A 16,553-nucleotide genomic window follows, 5' to 3' on the forward strand; every position below is an offset into this window, starting at 1 on the left:
CTGTCCGGCTTCCGATAAAATGCCAACTGATGCCGGAAACCCGCCAACGTCCCGCCACCACCGGCCACCGGCCGATTCAGGCCGGCGGCGGAATCGAGCCGCACTGGCACGACCGCCACCAGATCGTCTACGCGGGCCGAGGCGTCCTCTCCGTCACCACCGACGCCGGCACCTGGGTAACCCCGGCAACCCGAGCCCTGTGGATCCCCGCCGGCACCCACCACCAACATCGCGCCTACGGCGAAACCACCCTGCACACCATCGGCCTCACCGAAAACCCGCTGGGCTTGGACGCACCCACAGCCCTGGTAGTCAGCCCCCTCCTCCGAGAACTGATCCTCACCTACACGGCGGAGAACGAAGAAGAGGCGGCTGACGCCGCCGCCCGCCGCGCGCAGGGCGCGCGAGGTGGGAACGGGGGGGAGCGCGGGGAGCAGCGGGAGGGCGTGGAGCACATGGAACTCTCGGACGGCGGGGACGGCGGGGACGGCGGGGACGGCGGGGAACGGGGGCGGTTGCGCGGGGTGCTGTTGGATCAGCTGCGGGCGTCGCCTCAGCGTCCTACCTATCTGCCCGCTGCGCGCGATGCTCGGCTTGGTGGGGTTTGTGAGTTGTTGCGGAAGAACCCTGCGGACTCACGGACATTGGTGGAGTTGGGGTGGGTGGTGGGGGCCAGTGAGCGGACGTTGAGCCGGCTGTGCAAGAGCGAGCTGGGGATGACGTTTCCGCAGTGGCGGACTCAGCTTCGGCTGCATGCGGCGCTGATTCGGCTTGCGGAAGGGGAATCGGTGACGCGGGTCGCGCACGCGTGTGGGTGGGCGTCGACGAGTGCGTTCATCGACGCCTTCAAGCGGGCGTTCGGTCACACGCCGGGTGCGCGGAGAGCCTGATCGAGGATTCGGCTCCATTGGCGGACGATGCCGCGGCGCCGCGTGCTGTCGTCGGTCAACAGGTCGGCGAGTCCCAACCCGCGCGCCATGTCCAACACCCCCTGCACCGTCTCCCGTACCCCGGGCGTCCGCTCGCTCACGTCCAGCACCTCCAGCAAAGCCCGATGCGCCTGCCGCCCCACGTGCGCCTCGAGCCGAACGATCTGCTGCCGCAACGGCTCCTCGGTCGACGCCGCCACCCACAGATGCAGCGCCGCCTTGAACAACGGCCCGGTGTACACATCCGCCAGCATCGCCACGATCGCCTCGGTCCGCCCCGCGCCACTGGGTAGTGCGGCGGCCTGTTCACGGATCTCTGCCAGCCGGACCGACGTCATGTACTCGACCGCCGCCGCGAACAGATCCGCCCGCGTCGGGAAGTGATGCTGCGCCGCCCCGCGCGAAACTCCCGCCCGCGCCGCGACAACGGAAACCGTCGTCGCGGCGTACCCGACCTCGGCCAGCGATTCGACCGCCGCCTCCAGCAACCGTTGCCGCGTCGCCCGCGACCGGTCCTGCTGCGGCGCCTTCAACACCTCACTCACGCGCAGCCTCACGGGCCCGCAGCTCGCGTCGCAGGATCTTCCCCGACGCTGCCTTCGGTACGGCGTCGATGAACTCCACCTGCCGGATCTTCTTGTACGGCGCCACCCGCGCGGCGACGTACTCCATCACGTCGGCCTCGGAAAGCGAAACCCCGGGCATCCGCACCACGAACGCCTTCGGTACTTCGTTGCCGTCCGCATCGACCCCGATCACCGCCGCGTCGGCGATCCGGTCGTCGGTGAGCAATACGGCTTCCAGCTCCGCGGGCGGCACCTGGTACCCGTGGTACTTGATCAGCTCCTTCACCCGGTCCACGACGTACAGGTAGCCGCGATCGTCCACCCTCCCGATGTCACCGGTGTGCAACCACCCGTCCGGGTCGATCGTCGCGTCGGTCTCGGCCTGCCGGCCGAGGTATCCCTTCATCACCTGCGGCCCCCGGATCCAGATCTCGCCCTCGTCGGTATCGTTGCCATCGGCACCGACCAGCCGCATCTCGGTCGACGGGAACAGCTTCCCGACGGCGCCCGGCGGTGGCTCCCGGTCGTCCTGCGGTACGGCGTGCGTACCGGGCGACAACTCCGTCATCCCGTAGGCCTGGAGTACGGCGTGCAACCCGAGCCGCTTCGCACACGCCTCCGCCAACTCGCCGTCGAGTGGCGCCGCCGCCGAGGTCACGTACTGCAGATGCGACAGGTCGAACCCGTCCACGGCCGGGTGCTTCGCCAGCGCCAGTACGACAGGCGGCGCCACGAACGCGCGCGTGATCCGCTGCTGGTCGAGCGTGGTCAGGAACTGCTGCAGCTCGAACTTCGGCAGTACGACAACCGTCGCGCCGAGCCGCAGCGGCAGGTTCATCAACACCGACAGCCCATAGATGTGGAAGAACGGCAGGATCGCGATGATCCGCTCCTCCTCGCCGAGCGTGATCATCACCTCGGCCTGCGAGATGTTCGTCGCGATGTTCCGGTGCGTCAGCATCACGCCCTTCGCCGCACCGGTCGTCCCACTCGAGTACGGGAGTACGGCGACGTCCGAGGCCGGATCGATCGACACCACCGGTTCCGGTCCGGTCGACGCGAACAGTTCCTGCACCGAGCGATACCCGTCGGCCTGGTCGCAGACGAAGATCTCCGAGACGTCCGTACCCTCGACCGCCGCGGTCGCGACCGGCAGGAACAGCGAAATCGTCACCAGCAACTTCGCCTTCGAGTCGATCAACTGCTTGTGCAGCTCGGCCGCGGTGTAGAGCGCGTTCACCGTGGTCACAGTCGCGCCGGCGCGGGTCGCGCCGTAGAACACCACCGGGTACAGGATCGTGTTCGGGCTGTAGAGCGCGATCACGTCGCCGTGCCGGATGCCGAGCTCGGCCAGACCGGCTGCGACCCGGCGGGTCAGATGGTCCAGCTGGGCGTAGCTGAGCTCCTTGCCGGTGACGCCGTCGACCATCGCCGGCCGGTCGCCGTACTCCTGCGCGTGGGCGAGAACCGCGTCGTGGATCGGTACGTCGAGCACCTCGACGGGCGGGAACTGACTGGTGATGATCATCGGCCCAGGCCTTTCTCAGTAGGACTTCGGCAACCCGAGGCTGTGCTGTGCGACGAAGTTCAGGATCATCTCCCGGCTCACCGGTGCGATCCGGGTCGCGCGGGCGGCGGCGACCAGCGAGGCGACGCCGTACTCGACCGTCATACCGTTCCCGCCGAGCGATTGCACGGCCTGGTCGGTGGCCCGTACGGCGACCTCACCGGCGGCGTACTTCGCCATGTTCGCGGCCTCGCCCGCACCCAGGTCGTCGCCCGCGTCGTACAGCGCGGCGGCCTTCTGCATCATCAGCCGGGCGAGTTCGAGCTCGATCTTGATCTGGGCGAGCGGATGCGCAAGGCCCTGGTGCGCACCGATCGGGTGCTTCCACACCTGGCGTTCCTTCACGTACGCCGTCGCCTTGCCGAGCGCGTGCCGGGCGATGCCGAGCGCGAACGCCGACGCCATGATCCGCTCCGGGTTCAGGCCCGCGAACAGCTGCATCAGCGCCGCGTCCTCGGATCCGACGAGCGCTTCGCGCGGCAGGTGTACGTCGTCCAGGAACAACGCGTACTGCTTGTCCGGGCTGATCAGGTCCATCTCGATCTGCCGGAACTCCACGCCCGGCGCGTCGACCGGGACGATGAACAGCGCGGGCTTGAGCTTGCCGGTCTTCGCGTCCTCCGTGCGGCCGACGACGAGCACTGCCTTCGCGACGTCGAGGCCGGAGATGAACACCTTCTGCCCGGTCAGCGACCAGCCGTCGCCGGTGCGGCGGGCGGTGGTGGTGATCTGGTGCGAGTTCGAGCCGGCGTCGGGTTCGGTGATCGCGAACGCCATGATCGTCGTCCCGTCGGCGAGGCCCGGCAGCCAGCGTTGCTTCTGGTCGTCCGTGCCGAAGCGGGTGATCACGGTGCCGCAGATCGACGGTGAGACCACCATCATCAGCAACGGACAGCCGGCCGCGCCGAGTTCCTCCAGCACGATCGACAGGTCGGCCATCCCGCCGCCGCCACCGCCGTACTGCTCGGGGAGGTTGACGCCGAGGAACCCGAGCTTGCCGGCCTCCAGCCACAACTCGGTGGTGTGACCGCCGGTCCGCGCCTGCTGGTTGAACCACTCGTACCCGTACTTCTTCCCGAGCTCGCCGACCACCTTCCGCAGCTCCCGGCGCTCCTCGGATTCGACGAAGCTCATGCTTCCTCCCCAACCACGGCCAGTACGGCGCCGAACTCGACCTGTTGTCCCGCTGCCACCTTCAACTCACCGACCACCCCGTCCGCCGGAGCGGCGATCGCATGCTCCATCTTCATCGCCTCCAGCCAGAGCAGCGGCTGCCCTTCCTTCACCACGTCACCCACCTGCACGCCCACCCGAATCACCGTCCCCGGCATTGGCGCCACCAACGACCCCACCGCCACCTGCTCCGCCGGATCCACGAACCGCGCGACCGGCGTGAGCGCGACACTGCCGAGCGCCGAGTCCACACACACCAGCCCACCTGCCGCCGACCCACGCCCCGCCGCCCCACCGCTCGCCGACCCACCGGCCGCCGGCGCACTCCCGCCGTACGTCGCGACCTCGAACGACCTGCGCACCCCCTCGACCTCGAGTACCACTCGCTCACGGTCCAGGGAAATCAGCGCAGTGTTGCCGTCGACAACCAATCCGTCGCGCGTCAGCCGGTACTCCACCTCGACGACCTGGTCGCCGTACCGGTAGCTCTTGCGTTGCGGTTGAGAGGCGAGGTTCCGCCACCCACTCGGCACCCGCACCGGAGTACGACGTCCTGCCGCATCTGCCAGCGCTGCCGCCAGCGCCGACACCCGCACCACGGCGTCGTCGACAGCCCCACCCACGCCGTGGGTGTCGAAGAACGCCGTGTCCGTGTCTCCCGCGAGAAACGCCGGATGCCGCAGGATCCACACCAGCAACTCACGATTGGTCCCAGGACCGTGCAGCTTCGATCGCTCGAGCGCGGCCGCCAGCCTCCGGGCGACCGCCACGCGATCATCGCCGTACGCGATCACCTTCGCGAGCATCGGGTCGTAGTACGGCGAGATCTCGGCTCCGTCCTCGACCCCGGAGTCCACCCTCACCCGGACGCCTTGCCTTTGTGGAACTTTTTCGCCACCAGGTGCCGAATATGTTCCACAAAGCTCGACCTGATGGAGGAGGCCGGTCTGGGGTTGCCAGTCGTGCTGCGGATCCTCGGCGTACAGGCGTACCTCGATGGCGTGGCCGAGGGTGGGCGGCGGCTCCGGCGGGAGGTGCTCGCCGGCGGCGACCGCGAACTGCAACGCGACCAGGTCGAGCCCCGTCGTCTCCTCCGTGACGGGGTGCTCTACCTGGAGGCGGGTGTTCATTTCGAGGAAGTAGAAGTTGCCGGTCTCGTCCGCGAGGAACTCGACCGTGCCGGCGCCGACGTACCCGATTGCCGCCGCGGCCTTCCGGGCGGCGTCGAACAGCGCGGGACGCATCGACGGAATGCGTTCGACGAGCGGTGAGGGCGCCTCCTCGACGACCTTCTGGTGGCGGCGCTGGATCGAGCACTCGCGTTCGCCGACCGCCCAGATCGTCCCGTGCTGATCCGCCATCACCTGGACTTCGATGTGCCGCCCGCTCGCCAGGTACCGCTCGCAGAACACGGTCCCGTCACCGAACGCCGACAACGCCTCGGCCGACGCCGCGTCGATCTCGCCAGGCAGGTCGGCAAGCTCGGTGACCACCCGCATCCCGCGCCCGCCACCACCAGCCGACGCCTTCACCAGCACCGGCAGATCGTCGGCGGACACCTCGGCCGGCGTGAGCTCGGCCAGCACCGGCACCCCGGCCGCCGCCATCAGCTTCTTCGCCTCGATCTTCGACCCCATCGACGAGATCGCATCCACCGGCGGCCCGATCCAGGTCAACCCCCTCTCGATCACCGCCTGCGCGAACCCAGCGTTCTCCGACAAGAACCCATAACCCGGATGTACCGCGTCGGCCCCGGCCCGCAACGCCGCCTCGACGATGAGATCGCCGCGCAGGTACGTCTCGCCCGGCGTGTTCCCGGGAAGATGGACCGCCGCATCAGCCTCGTCCACGAACGGCATCCGCGCATCAGCGCTCGAGTACACCGCAACCGTGGACAACCCGAGCGCCCGCGCGGTGCGGAAGATCCGCCGAGCGATCTCGCCCCGGTTGGCGACCAGTACAGAGGAGATCATCTGCATCACATTCTGAAGACGCCGAAGTTGGACGTGCCTTCGACTGGGGCGGAGTGGATGGCGGAGAGGCAGATGCCCAGGACGGTTCGGGTGTCTCGGGGGTCGATGACGCCGTCGTCGTACAGGCGGCCGGACAGGAACATCGGGAGGGACTCCGCTTCGATCTGACCTTCGACGTACGCGCGCATCTGCTTGTCGCCGTCCTCGTCGTACGGCATGCCCTTCGCCTCGGCCGCTGCCCGCGCGACGATCGACAGCACGCCGGCGAGCTGCTGCGGCCCCATCACCGCCGACTTCGCCGACGGCCACGCGAACAGGAACCGTGGATCGAACGCCCGCCCGCACATCCCGTAGTGCCCGGCGCCGTACGATGCCCCCATCAAGATCGAGATATGCGGCACGCGAGAGTTCGAGACCGCGTTGATCATCTGCGCGCCGTGCTTGATGATCCCGCCCTGCTCGTACTCCTGCCCGACCATGTACCCAGTCGTGTTGTGCAGGAAGATCAGCGGGGTGTTCGCCCGGTTCGCGAGCTGGATGAACTGCGCCGCCTTCTGCGACTCCTCGCTGAACAGCACGCCGCGCGCGTTCGCGAGGATCCCCACCGGGTACCCGTGCACCGACGCCCACCCGGTCGCCAGCGACGACCCGTACAGCGGCTTGAACTCGTCGAACACCGACCCGTCCACCGCCCGGGCGATCACGTCCCGTGGATCGAACGGGATCTTCAGGTCGCCCGGCACGATGTCGAGCAGGTCGTCCGCGTCGTGCAGAGGCTCGTCGTACGACGGGTTCGGCGCCGGACCGAGCTTGCGCCAGTTCAGCCGGGAGACGATCTGCCGGCCGAGCCGGATCGCGTCCTGCTCGTCGACCGCGAAGTAGTCGGCCAGCCCGGACTTCCGCGCGTGCATCGACGCGCCGCCGAGCGACTCGTCGTCCGCGTCCTCACCGGTCGCCATCTTCACCAGCGGCGGTCCGGCGAGGAACACCTTCGCAGCGCCGTCGACCATCACCACGTGGTCGCTCATGCCAGGGATGTACGCGCCGCCCGCGGTCGAGTTGCCGAACACGAGCGCGATCGTCGGGATCCCCTCGGCGGACAACCGGGTCAGGTTCCGGAACATCGCGCCGCCGGGGATGAAGATCTCCTTCTGCGTCGGCAGGTCCGCACCGCCGGACTCGACCAGGCTGATCACCGGCAGCCGGTTCGCTCTCGCGATCTCGTCCGCCCGCAACGCCTTCTTCAGGGTCCAAGGGTTGGACGAGCCGCCTTTGACCGTCGGGTCGTTCGCGGTGATCAGGCACTCGACGCCTTCGACCACGCCGATCCCCGTCACCAGGCTGGCGCCGACGGTGAAGTCGGAACCCCAGCCGGCCAGCGGGGAGAGTTCGAGGAAGTACGAGTCCGGGTCGACCAGCAGCTCGATCCGTTCCCGCGCCAGCAGTTTGCCGCGTTGATGATGCCGGTCGACGTACTTCGGCCCGCCGCCGGCGAGCGCCTTCTCGTGCTCGGCGTCGAGGGCTGCGAGCTTCTCCACCATCGCTTCCCGGTTACTCATGCGCCCGCTCCGCGGCTGTGGGCAGAGGGAAGTTCATGCTGTGTACCCCAGTCTCTTCGCGGCCAGGCCGGTCAGGATCTCGGTCGTTCCGCCGCCGATGGCGAGGATCTTCTGGTCGCGGTACTGGCGTTCCACCTCGGCCTCTCGCATGTAGCCGAGCCCGCCGTGCAACTGCAGCGCCTGATCACACACCCACTGCCCTGCCTCGACCGCGGTGTTCTTCGCGAAACAGGTCTCGGCGATCACATCCTCACCCGCGTCCGCCCGCCGGGCCACCTCGTGCACGTAAACCCGCGCCACCGAGATCCGCCGAGCCATCTCGGCCAACGTGTGCTGCACCGACTGCCGAGAAATCAACGGCCTACCAAAGGTCTCGCGCTGCCGACACCACTCAACCGTCAGGTCAAGAGCCCGCTGCGCACCGGCATACGCCTGCACAGCCAACGTCAACCGCTCGGCGACGAAGTTCACCGCCAGCTGCACAAACCCGCTCCCGGGCGCACCGACCAGGTTGCCCACCGGCACCCGCACGTCGGTGAAGGACAGCTCAGCCGTGTCCGAGCACAACCAGCCCATCTTCTCCAGCCGCCGCGACACCTCGAACCCAGCCATGCCCTTCTCGATCACGAGCAGGCTGATCCCATGCGGTCCAGGGCCATCAGTCCGGACTGCTGTGGTAACAAAATCCGCCCGGCACCCCGAGGTGATGAACGTCTTCGCGCCATTCACCACGAACACATCACCCTCGCGGCGAGCCGTCGTACGGATGGACGCCACGTCGGAGCCGCCGCCAGGTTCCGTGATCGCCAGCGCTCCGATCAGCTCACCGTCCAACGTTGGACGAACCCACCGTTCGACATGCTGCTCGTTGCCCCCAGCAATGATGTGAGGAATTGCGATTCCGCAGGTCAACAGGGAGGCGACGAGTCCGCCTGACCCGCCGGCGTAGTGCATCTCCTCCACGACAGCGATCGCGTCGACGAGGGATCCGCCGCCACCACCGACCGCCTCGGGAAAGCCGACGCCTAGCAGGCCGACTGCGCCCGCCTTCTTGTGCAGTTCCCGCGGCAGTTCGCCGTCCCGTTCCCACTGGTCGAGATTCGGAAGCACCTCAGCACGCATGAACCGCCGTACGGACTCACGGAAGTCGTTCACAGCAGCACCTCCGGTACGTCGACGTACCGCGATCGCAGCCACTCCCCGAGCGCCTTCGCCTGTGGATCGAACCGCGCCTGGGCCGCGACGCCCTCGCCCAGCAGACCCTCGACGACGAAGTTCACCGCCCACAGATTGGGAAGCAGGTACCGCGTCACCGTTAGCGGGCCGGTCTCCGGCAGCAGCTCCTTGAACAGCTGCACCGTGAGTGTGTGCGCGAGCCATCGCCACGACTTGTCGTCGCGTACCCACACGCCGACGTTCGCGTCGCCGCCCTTGTCACCCGAGCGCGCTCCGGCAATCCGGCCGAGCGGCACCTCGCGTGTCCGCGGCGGCCCGCTCGACAGCTGCAGCAACGGCATCGGCTCCTCGATGTCGTCGACCGGCTCGAGCAGAAGTGTCTCGGCTGCCGGCGCGACGACCTTGCGCGACCCGTCGGGCAGTACGACGACGTGCTCGACGTCGTGAATGTCGACATATCCAGCCCGGAACACGCCGTACGGCGTACCCTCACCGGGCGGCGCGCTGACGTGGAACCCGGGGTAGCTCGCCAGCGCCAGCTCGACCGCCGCACTGCTGAAGGCGCGGCCGACGACCGTCGGATCCGGGTCCTTCACCGCGCAGCGGAGGTGGACGCTCGCCTCCTCCTCGGTGTCGGCGTTCGGCTTCTCGGTCCAGGCCAGCGACCACTTCAGCTCGGCCGGGCGCTTCGGCAGCGCCTCCTCGAGCTGCCTCTGGACAAGCTCGGCCTTCTGCTCCAGTTGCAGGCCGGTGAGGACGAAGTCGACCTCGTTGCGGAAGCCACCGACGCTGTTCAGCGAGACCTTGTACGTGGGCGGCGGGGCCTCGCCGTGGACGCCGGAGATCCGTACCCGATCCGGACCGTCGGAGGACAGCTCGATCGTGTCGATCCGCGTGGTGACGTCCGGACCGGCGTACCGGGCGCCGGTGATCTCGTACAGAAGCTGCGCCTTGACAGTGTCGATCGTGACCGCGCCGCCGGTGCCGTCGTGTTTGGTGATCACGCTGCTGCCGTCGGCGTGGATCTCCGCGATCGGGAACCCGGGCCGCCCGAAGTCGCGGATCTCGGTGAAGAACGCGTAGTTCCCGCCGGTCGCCTGGCACCCGCACTCGATCACGTGCCCGGCCGCGACCGCCCCCGCGAGTTCGTCGTACTGCGTCCGCCCCCATCCGTGATGCGCCGCCGCCGGCCCGACGATCACCGAGGCGTCCGTCACCCGCCCGGTCACCACCACATCAGCGCCGGCATCCAGCGCCTCGGCAATCCCCCACGCGCCGAGGTACGCGTTGGCGGTGAGCGGCTGACCCAACCCCAGCTCTTCCGCCCTGGGCAGGAGATCGTCGCCCTCGACGTACGCGACCTGCGGGTGCAACCCGAGCTTCTCGGCCAGCTCCTCGATCGCCGCCGCCAGCCCCGCCGGATTCAGCCCACCCGCGTTGCTGACGATCCTCACGCCCCGATCGAGCGCCTCCCCAAGCCCGCTTTCGAGCTGCTTGAGGAACGTCTTCGCAAACCCCAGAGCTGGGTCCTTCAGCCGATCCCGCCCGAGTATCAGCATCGTCAGCTCGGCCAGATAATCCCCCGTCAACACATCCAACGGCCCACCGGTAAGCATCTCTTGCACCGCACTGAACCGATCCCCGTAGAACCCAGAGGCATTCCCAATGCGGATGGGGGTGGTGAGGGAGGCACCCGCAGCGGGCGTCGGGAGGTGCGGCGAGGCGCCGCCGTCCGAGCTCCCGGGCGTGCTCATTCGAACTGTCCTGCTGTGCGGCCTTTGCCTGGCATGCCTGCGAAGGCCTGGATGATGCCCAGCCACTCCTCGGCGTCGGCGCCTTCGGCCTGCACCGCCAGGTCGTCGCGATGCCGCCGTTGGGTGGCCAGCAAGCAGAAGTCGAGCGCCGGACCACTCACCCGCTGACCGGCGTCCTCAGGACCGAAGGCCCACGCATCACCGTCCGGCCCGGTCAGTTCAACGCGAAACGGTTCGCCAGGCGGCGTGCGGTTGTTCAGCAGGTACGCGAAGTCCCGCGTCCGTACCGCCAGGTGGGCGACGTGCCGCAGCCGGTTGCTCGGTTGCCGTCGTACGCCGAGAGCATCGAAGACGTCCTGCCCGTGCGCCCACGTCTCCATCAACCGCGCCGTCGCCATCGACGTCGGACTCATCGGCGGTCCGTACCAGAGCACCTTCTCGCCGGCCGGCACCTTCTTCAGCGCCTCGGCGACCTCCGTACGAGTCTCCCGCCAGTACGTCAGCAGCTGATCCGGCGGCAGTGCGGCCGTCTCCGCCGCGCCGTCGTCGACGTACGTCGTCGGACTGGCTGCCGCGACCTGCAACGAAGCCTTGAACCCTTCGGGGTCTGTTGCCGCGAGCTGCGCCGCCTCGTCCGTCCAGGCCAGATGCGCGATCTGATGCGCGATCGTCCACCCCTCGGCCGGAGTCGGAGTGGACCACTCGTCCGCCGCCAGCCCACCGACCAACCGATCCAACTCGGCACTCTCGGCCCACAGATCCGCCAGCACTTCGTCCAGTTGCACGCTGCACTCCCTCGCCGGGATCGATGCAGCCGAGCTTCCCACTCCGGCGAAAAAGAATCAAGCGTGCTTGTTTTCCGGTTGGCAAAGCTCTCCGACGATCAGGCGACCGTCGGAGAGACCGGACTCAGTGCTTGCCGCGGCGGCCCAGCCGACGGAGGCCGGCGAAGGCGTCGCGAGCCCGGTTACGCGGGACGCGGACCGGTACTGGTTTCGAGAGCTCGTCGACAGCCGACGGCGGCTTGCCGGGCTCGGGTGATTCGGGCGTGCCCCGACGATTGATGACCGACATGACATCTCCTGCAAGAGGGCCGGTATGGCTGGCAGCCTCAAGGTGGGGTGTCATCGGTTCCGGGACTACTGCCACAGTACGCCGGTTGTCACCAGAAAGCGCCGGCACGACCTCTGCGGTCGCTGCAGCCGCACCGCGACGCGTAAGTGGTCTGTTCAACGGTGGTCTAAAAGGTTCCGGAGTGGTCCAGTACCTGCTACTCAGGTGCAATGCATGGTTCGCTGCCGGGGAAGGCCGCCGAGATCCGGGCGTTGTTGCTGAGTCTGATCGACACGTTGCCGGAGGGCGCCGCGCTGCCGGCCGAGCGGGAGCTCGCGGCGCGCTGGAACGTCGCCCGGATGACGCTGCGCCGAGCGGTCGACGAGCTCGTGATCGAGGAGCTGCTGGTCCGGCGGCACGGCAGCGGCACGTACACGACCCGTCCGAAGGTGGCGCGCTGGCTCGGGATGATCGGGTTCTCCGAGGACATCCGGCGCCGCGGGATGCGCCCGGGCAGCACGATGCTCGAGTTCCGGCACCAGCGGGCCGAGCGGGCCGCGGCGCGCCGGCTGCGGATCCCGGTCGGCGACGCGATCATCGCGTTCACCCGGTTGCGGCTCGCCGACGACCACCCGATGGTGGTCGAGCGGACCACGCTGCCGGCTGCGTACGTCCCCGGTCTACGCGCCGAAGACCTTGGCGGTTCGCTGTACGACCTCCTGACCACCCGGTACGGCATCGAAGTGGTCAGCGCGACGTCCCGGCTCGAACCGGTGATGCCCGACGCGAAGACGGGCGGCTGGCTGGACATCCCGACCACACAGCCGTGCATTGCCCTGCACGGCGTCAGCTTCGACAGCCGCGACCGCGTCTTCGAGTACACGTCCGCGGTCTACCGAGGCGACCGCTACGCCTTCACCACCGAACTCCGCACCACCACGCCAAGCCCCCGCGTCAATGCTCGCGGCCTCTAACGGAAGACACCCGTGTGGCCGAGTGAGTAGCGGCCGGGTTGGGGGAAGACCGCAAGGCCGTGGGGGCCGTTGCCGACCGGGATGCGGGCCAGGAGTTTGCCGTCGCTGAGGCGGATGGCGTAGACGACCGCGTTGTACCGGCCGGAGACCCACAGCACCAGGCCGTCCGGCGAGATCCCGCCCATGTCCGGGCTGCCGCCGCCCGCGATCTTGATCTTCCGGACCACCTTGCCGGTGCGGAAGTCGAGCATCGAGATCGAGCCCTCGCCGCGGTTCGTGACGATCAGGTACCGCGAGTTCCGGGTGACGTAGAGCCCGTGCGCACCGAGGCCGGTCGGGACGAACTGCAGGATCCGGATCGGTGGATGCGCGGACAGCACCCACACGCCGTTGGTCATCATGTCCGCGACGTAGTAGAAGCGTCCGTCCGGCGACAGTTTCACGTCCTGCGGCATCGGCGCGTGCATCCCGCGCCGGCCGGGCAGTCGCAGTACCTGCAGGACCTTCTCCGCGGCGGTGTCCACCAGCAGCAGTTGCCCGGAGAACTCGCAGGACACCAGGAACGACGTACCGTCCGCCGAGAAGTCCGCGTGGTTCACCCCGGCGCACGGCACCGGGACGACCTTCTGTACGGCCATCGTGTGCGGATTCCGGAACACGAGCTGCTTGTCGTTCGACGCCATCACGACCGCGTGCTTGCCGTCCGGCGTGAAGTACAGGTTGTACGGGTCGTGGACGGCGACCGGCCTCCCGGGCAGTCCGGTCAGCGGGTTGATCGGGGTGAGGGTGTTGCCGAGATCGTTGTTGACCCACAGGAACCTCAGGTCCCAGGACGGTACGACGTGTTGCGGCTCGCGGGCCGTCCGGAAGGTGCGGATCACCTTGTAGGTCCGCGGATCGATCTCGGTGACGGTGTCGCTGCCGCTGTTCGGGACGTAGATCCGGTACGGGTCCCGGCGTACGGCTGCCGCGAGCCGGCCCGGACGATCGGCGGCCCAGACGTCGGTCGGCGACAGCGGCTTCGGCATGCCGGGAAGCAGGTGGGGTGTCGGGGTCGACGTACTGCGGGCCGCCGGCGCGGGCGTCCGGTCAGGGGGCGTCGATGCGCCGGTGGTCGAGGTGGTGCGGTGACTGCTGCCGCTACAGCCGTTCATGGCAAGCAGCAGGATGATGCTCAGGGCAACGACTCGTCTCACTGCAGAAGCTCGCTCAACGTGACCGGGGTGAGGTGCGCGGCCCGCAGCCCGGACAGGATCTGCGGGAGCGCCGCGATCGTCACCGGGTGGCCGAGATGCAGGCTGACGATCGAGCCGGGATGGACGCCGTCCAGAACCGCCCGCACCACGGTGGCGGTGGGCGGGTCCTGCCAATCGAGGCCGTCGACGTCGTACGACACGCACGTAGCGTATCCGGATGCCGCGGCCGCCGATCGAATGAGTGCGGTGGTCTGCTGGGTTCCGGAGGCGCGGAACCATCGGCCCGGGCTCTTCGCCGTACGGCGAAGGACTGCCGCGCAGTCCTGGACTTCCCGGCGGGCCTCGGCTGCATCGAGTTGACGCATCGGCTTGTGGTGCATCGTGTGGTTGCCGAGGTCGTGGCCGCCCTTCAGTACGCGGACCGCCAGCTCGGGATGGGCGGCCAGCCAGGTGCCGACGGCGAGGACGCTCACCTTGGCGCCGGCGTGTTCGACGAGGTCGAGCAACTTGGTGGCGAGCGCCGGATCACCGTTCCCATGGAAGGTCAGCGCGACCTGCGTCCCGGTCCGCGGGCCGTGCCCGATCTCGACCGCCTCGGTCGGCGGCGAAGGCTTCGGCATCATCCGGGAGGGCTGCGGCGCGGCCGGGGTGGTCGGTGGTTCGGTTCGGGTCGGTGGTGGAGCGCTCGAGTTGTTCGTGCAGCCAACCGCGGCGCTCGTGCCGATCGCCAGCAGTGCCGATCTCAGGACAGTACGGCGCTCCATAACGGCGAACGTACGTACGCGACGCTGAGCGGACCCTGAGCAGTCAGGAAGATTGCGGAACGGATCCGGCCGGTCACTAGGGTGGTCCGGTGGATCTCGGGAACCCCATCAGTACGGTCGTGCCGTCCCTCGACGGACCGGTGCTGCTCGTCCTGGCCGCGGCCGAGGAAGGTCTGTCCGGTCGCCAGATCCACAAGCTCGCCGGCGCGGGCAGTGTCGCGGGCGTACGGCTCGTCCTGCAACGACTCGCGGCGACCGGCCTGGTGCACGGCGACGACCTCGGCAACTCGTTGCTGTATCGCCTCAATCGCAAGCACCTGCTCGCGCCGATCGTCGAGCAACTCGCGAACCTCCGCAGTACGTTGCTGACCCGCCTCGCCGACGAGCTCGACACGTGGAGCATCGCCCCGGTGCACGCGAGCGTGTACGGCGCGATCGCCCGCGGCGACGGCGACCTCGACAGCGACGTGGACCTGCTGCTGATCCGCCCCGACCAGTACGACATCGACGACGCCGTCTGGACCGCCCAGGTCGGCGGCCTCATGCAGTCGGTCGTCGACCTCACCGGCAACGCCGCCCACGTCTTCGAACTCAGCCGGTCCGAACTCGCCGGCCACCTCAGCACCGACGCCATCTTGAACGACTGGGCCGAGCCGAGCATCCGGCTGGCGGGCGTACCGCTAGACCACCTCCAGGTAGTCCTTTCCAGGTAGCTCCGGGAACGGCGCGTGCGGCTCGGTCTGGTACCAGTACGACGTCGACGCCAGGTCGTCCTGGAGCTGGAGGAAGCGTCCGTCGCGGCGCCAACCGAGAGCCTGGACGGTGACGCGGAGGTCCTCGGTGAAGCGGATCGTGTCCTGGATGTGCCAGCGGTACAGGCCGAAGCGTTGCTGGTTGTCGACGAAGCCGTCCGGTTCGATGACCTGCGGCATGCCGAGGTACGGCGTGCTGAAGGTCGCGTACTGACCCGCCGGGTGCTCGAACCCCCACGCGCCGCCGAAGTAGTCCTCGGTCCCCGTGCCGCAGATCGTCGGGTACTCGTCGTCGCCGTCCAGGTAGAACTTGAACTCGCCCTCGCCCCACCAGCCGGTGTTGTTGCAGCCCCACGCGAGGTACGTGCCGACGTACTGCCCCTGCCCGTGGACGCCGTCGAGCAGGGTGTGCACCTCGCCGTACGGAACCGGGTTGGAACGCCGGAACTGGGCGTGGAAGTACGCCATGTCAGCCGGTACGTCGGTACGGGTGAAGTCGACCTGGTAGAAGAAGTTCTCGACCTCCGTCTCCAGCAGGTTCTCGATCGTGATCCGGGCGCCGGCCCGGAACGGCAGCTGCCAGTAGCTGTTGAACCCGCCCTTCGGGTTCACCGCGATCGGGATCGAACTCACCTGGCAGTGCCGGCCCCATCCGTTGCAGAAGAAGTCGCCGAGCGGTACCTCGACCGACGGTGTCTCCTCGCCGTCCCAGTACATCCGCAGTACCAGCGAGCGCCACGTCGTCGAGTCGACCGTGATCCAGAGGTGCGTGATCGCGCCGGATCCGTCGATGTCGGCAAGCGTGGTGGTCGACTCGGCGGCGAGGTTGATGCACGGCTGGATCTTCCAGCCCGGGCCGAGGTCGCGGGCCTGCCGCGACAGGATTCCTTCGGTGGCCCGCGCACCGCCGGCCTTCGCACCGTCCGGGTTCTCCGCGCTGATCGAGTAGGACCGCGCGGACGACAGCCGCGCCAGGTTGCCGAGATGTATGTCGAGACCGTTGAAGTTACCCATACCCGACGACCCTAGGCGCGCCACCGCTCGGCCACACCCGGTCCGAGGAGACCGCTCTGTCCGATTCCGGGTGAGTGGTCTACTCGGGCTGCTTTACCGGCTG

Annotated in this window: 15 protein-coding genes; 3 read left to right on the forward strand and 12 right to left on the reverse strand. The window is 68.5% G+C overall.

Annotated features, from left to right (window positions below; genetic code table 11):
• The first annotated feature begins 29 nt into the window (after positions 1-29).
• Positions 30-890 (forward strand): AraC family transcriptional regulator, encoded by an 861-nt coding sequence (locus ACZ5BU_RS25905; RefSeq protein WP_465702944.1) that lies wholly within the window; start codon positions 30-32, stop codon positions 888-890.
• Here the strand turns inward: ACZ5BU_RS25905 and ACZ5BU_RS25910 are convergent.
• The 9 genes from ACZ5BU_RS25910 to ACZ5BU_RS25950 all read right to left on the reverse strand — a co-directional run bounded on the left by ACZ5BU_RS25910 (position 863) and on the right by ACZ5BU_RS25950 (position 11,771).
• Positions 863-1,474, reverse strand: a complete 612-nt coding sequence (locus tag ACZ5BU_RS25910; RefSeq protein WP_465702946.1) for a TetR/AcrR family transcriptional regulator — start codon at positions 1,472-1,474, stop codon at positions 863-865. The genes ACZ5BU_RS25905 and ACZ5BU_RS25910 overlap by 28 nt on opposite strands.
• On the reverse strand, positions 1,467-3,023 hold the full coding sequence (locus ACZ5BU_RS25915) for an AMP-binding protein (RefSeq protein WP_465702948.1): 1,557 nt from the start codon (positions 3,021-3,023) through the stop codon (positions 1,467-1,469). The genes ACZ5BU_RS25910 and ACZ5BU_RS25915 overlap by 8 nt, the downstream gene beginning before the upstream one ends.
• Before the next feature lie 15 nt (positions 3,024-3,038).
• On the reverse strand, positions 3,039-4,196 hold the full coding sequence (locus ACZ5BU_RS25920; RefSeq protein WP_465702950.1) for an acyl-CoA dehydrogenase family protein: 1,158 nt from the start codon (positions 4,194-4,196) through the stop codon (positions 3,039-3,041).
• A complete protein-coding gene (locus ACZ5BU_RS25925; RefSeq protein WP_465702952.1) occupies positions 4,193-6,208 on the reverse strand; it encodes an acetyl/propionyl/methylcrotonyl-CoA carboxylase subunit alpha in 2,016 nt (671 codons plus the stop codon). The genes ACZ5BU_RS25920 and ACZ5BU_RS25925 overlap by 4 nt, the downstream gene beginning before the upstream one ends.
• A gap of 5 nt (positions 6,209-6,213) precedes the next feature.
• Positions 6,214-7,767 carry an acyl-CoA carboxylase subunit beta gene (locus ACZ5BU_RS25930; RefSeq protein ID WP_465702954.1) on the reverse strand — a complete coding sequence of 518 codons (1,554 nt, stop codon included), beginning with the start codon at positions 7,765-7,767 and terminating at the stop codon, positions 6,214-6,216.
• Between the two features lie 33 nt (positions 7,768-7,800).
• Positions 7,801-8,922, reverse strand: coding sequence for an acyl-CoA dehydrogenase family protein (locus tag ACZ5BU_RS25935; RefSeq protein WP_465702956.1), 1,122 nt, complete (start codon positions 8,920-8,922; stop codon positions 7,801-7,803).
• Entirely contained in the window at positions 8,919-10,697 is a 1,779-nt protein-coding gene (locus tag ACZ5BU_RS25940; protein ID WP_465702957.1) for an acyclic terpene utilization AtuA family protein, read from the reverse strand. Before ACZ5BU_RS25940 ends, ACZ5BU_RS25935 begins: the two co-directional genes overlap by 4 nt.
• On the reverse strand, positions 10,694-11,482 hold the full coding sequence (locus tag ACZ5BU_RS25945; RefSeq protein WP_465702959.1) for a TIGR03084 family metal-binding protein: 789 nt from the start codon (positions 11,480-11,482) through the stop codon (positions 10,694-10,696). The genes ACZ5BU_RS25940 and ACZ5BU_RS25945 overlap by 4 nt, the downstream gene beginning before the upstream one ends.
• Before the next feature lie 124 nt (positions 11,483-11,606).
• Positions 11,607-11,771 carry a hypothetical protein gene (locus ACZ5BU_RS25950; protein ID WP_465702960.1) on the reverse strand — a complete coding sequence of 55 codons (165 nt, stop codon included), beginning with the start codon at positions 11,769-11,771 and terminating at the stop codon, positions 11,607-11,609.
• Positions 11,772-11,980: 209 nt separating this feature from the next.
• Here ACZ5BU_RS25950 and ACZ5BU_RS25955 point away from each other — a divergent pair, with 209 nt between their 5' ends.
• Positions 11,981-12,724: a GntR family transcriptional regulator gene (locus ACZ5BU_RS25955; protein WP_465702962.1), complete on the forward strand. Its 744-nt coding sequence runs from the start codon at positions 11,981-11,983 to the stop codon at positions 12,722-12,724.
• Here the strand turns inward: ACZ5BU_RS25955 and ACZ5BU_RS25960 are convergent.
• Complete coding sequence (locus ACZ5BU_RS25960; protein ID WP_465702963.1) at positions 12,721-13,920, reverse strand: YncE family protein; 1,200 nt, start codon at positions 13,918-13,920, stop codon at positions 12,721-12,723. The two genes, ACZ5BU_RS25955 and ACZ5BU_RS25960, sit on opposite strands and share 4 nt — an antisense overlap.
• Complete coding sequence (locus ACZ5BU_RS25965) at positions 13,917-14,684, reverse strand: polysaccharide deacetylase family protein (protein WP_465702965.1); 768 nt, start codon at positions 14,682-14,684, stop codon at positions 13,917-13,919. Before ACZ5BU_RS25965 ends, ACZ5BU_RS25960 begins: the two co-directional genes overlap by 4 nt.
• A gap of 89 nt (positions 14,685-14,773) precedes the next feature.
• Here ACZ5BU_RS25965 and ACZ5BU_RS25970 point away from each other — a divergent pair, with 89 nt between their 5' ends.
• Positions 14,774-15,397, forward strand: coding sequence for a hypothetical protein (locus ACZ5BU_RS25970; protein WP_465702967.1), 624 nt, complete (start codon positions 14,774-14,776; stop codon positions 15,395-15,397).
• Here ACZ5BU_RS25970 and ACZ5BU_RS25975 read toward each other — a convergent pair.
• Positions 15,365-16,450, reverse strand: coding sequence for a glycoside hydrolase family 172 protein (locus tag ACZ5BU_RS25975; RefSeq protein ID WP_465702969.1), 1,086 nt, complete (start codon positions 16,448-16,450; stop codon positions 15,365-15,367). The genes ACZ5BU_RS25970 and ACZ5BU_RS25975 overlap by 33 nt on opposite strands.
• Positions 16,451-16,553 lie beyond the last annotated feature (103 nt).

It is taken from the genome of Kribbella sp. NPDC031520 (genome assembly GCF_055580825.1).

Coding starts and splice junctions, on each gene's coding strand:
- ACZ5BU_RS25920 (WP_465702950.1), bottom strand. CDS start 4,196: ATGAGCTTCGTCGAATCCGAGGAGCGCCGGGAGCTGCGGAAGGTGGTC.
- ACZ5BU_RS25905 (WP_465702944.1), top strand. CDS start 30: ATGCCGGAAACCCGCCAACGTCCCGCCACCACCGGCCACCGGCCGATT.
- ACZ5BU_RS25925 (WP_465702952.1), bottom strand. CDS start 6,208: ATGATCTCCTCTGTACTGGTCGCCAACCGGGGCGAGATCGCTCGGCGG.
- ACZ5BU_RS25965 (WP_465702965.1), bottom strand. CDS start 14,684: ATGGAGCGCCGTACTGTCCTGAGATCGGCACTGCTGGCGATCGGCACG.
- ACZ5BU_RS25940 (WP_465702957.1), bottom strand. CDS start 10,697: ATGAGCACGCCCGGGAGCTCGGACGGCGGCGCCTCGCCGCACCTCCCG.
- ACZ5BU_RS25930 (WP_465702954.1), bottom strand. CDS start 7,767: ATGAGTAACCGGGAAGCGATGGTGGAGAAGCTCGCAGCCCTCGACGCC.
- ACZ5BU_RS25975 (WP_465702969.1), bottom strand. CDS start 16,450: ATGGGTAACTTCAACGGTCTCGACATACATCTCGGCAACCTGGCGCGG.
- ACZ5BU_RS25915 (WP_465702948.1), bottom strand. CDS start 3,023: ATGATCATCACCAGTCAGTTCCCGCCCGTCGAGGTGCTCGACGTACCG.
- ACZ5BU_RS25955 (WP_465702962.1), top strand. CDS start 11,981: ATGCATGGTTCGCTGCCGGGGAAGGCCGCCGAGATCCGGGCGTTGTTG.
- ACZ5BU_RS25950 (WP_465702960.1), bottom strand. CDS start 11,771: ATGTCGGTCATCAATCGTCGGGGCACGCCCGAATCACCCGAGCCCGGC.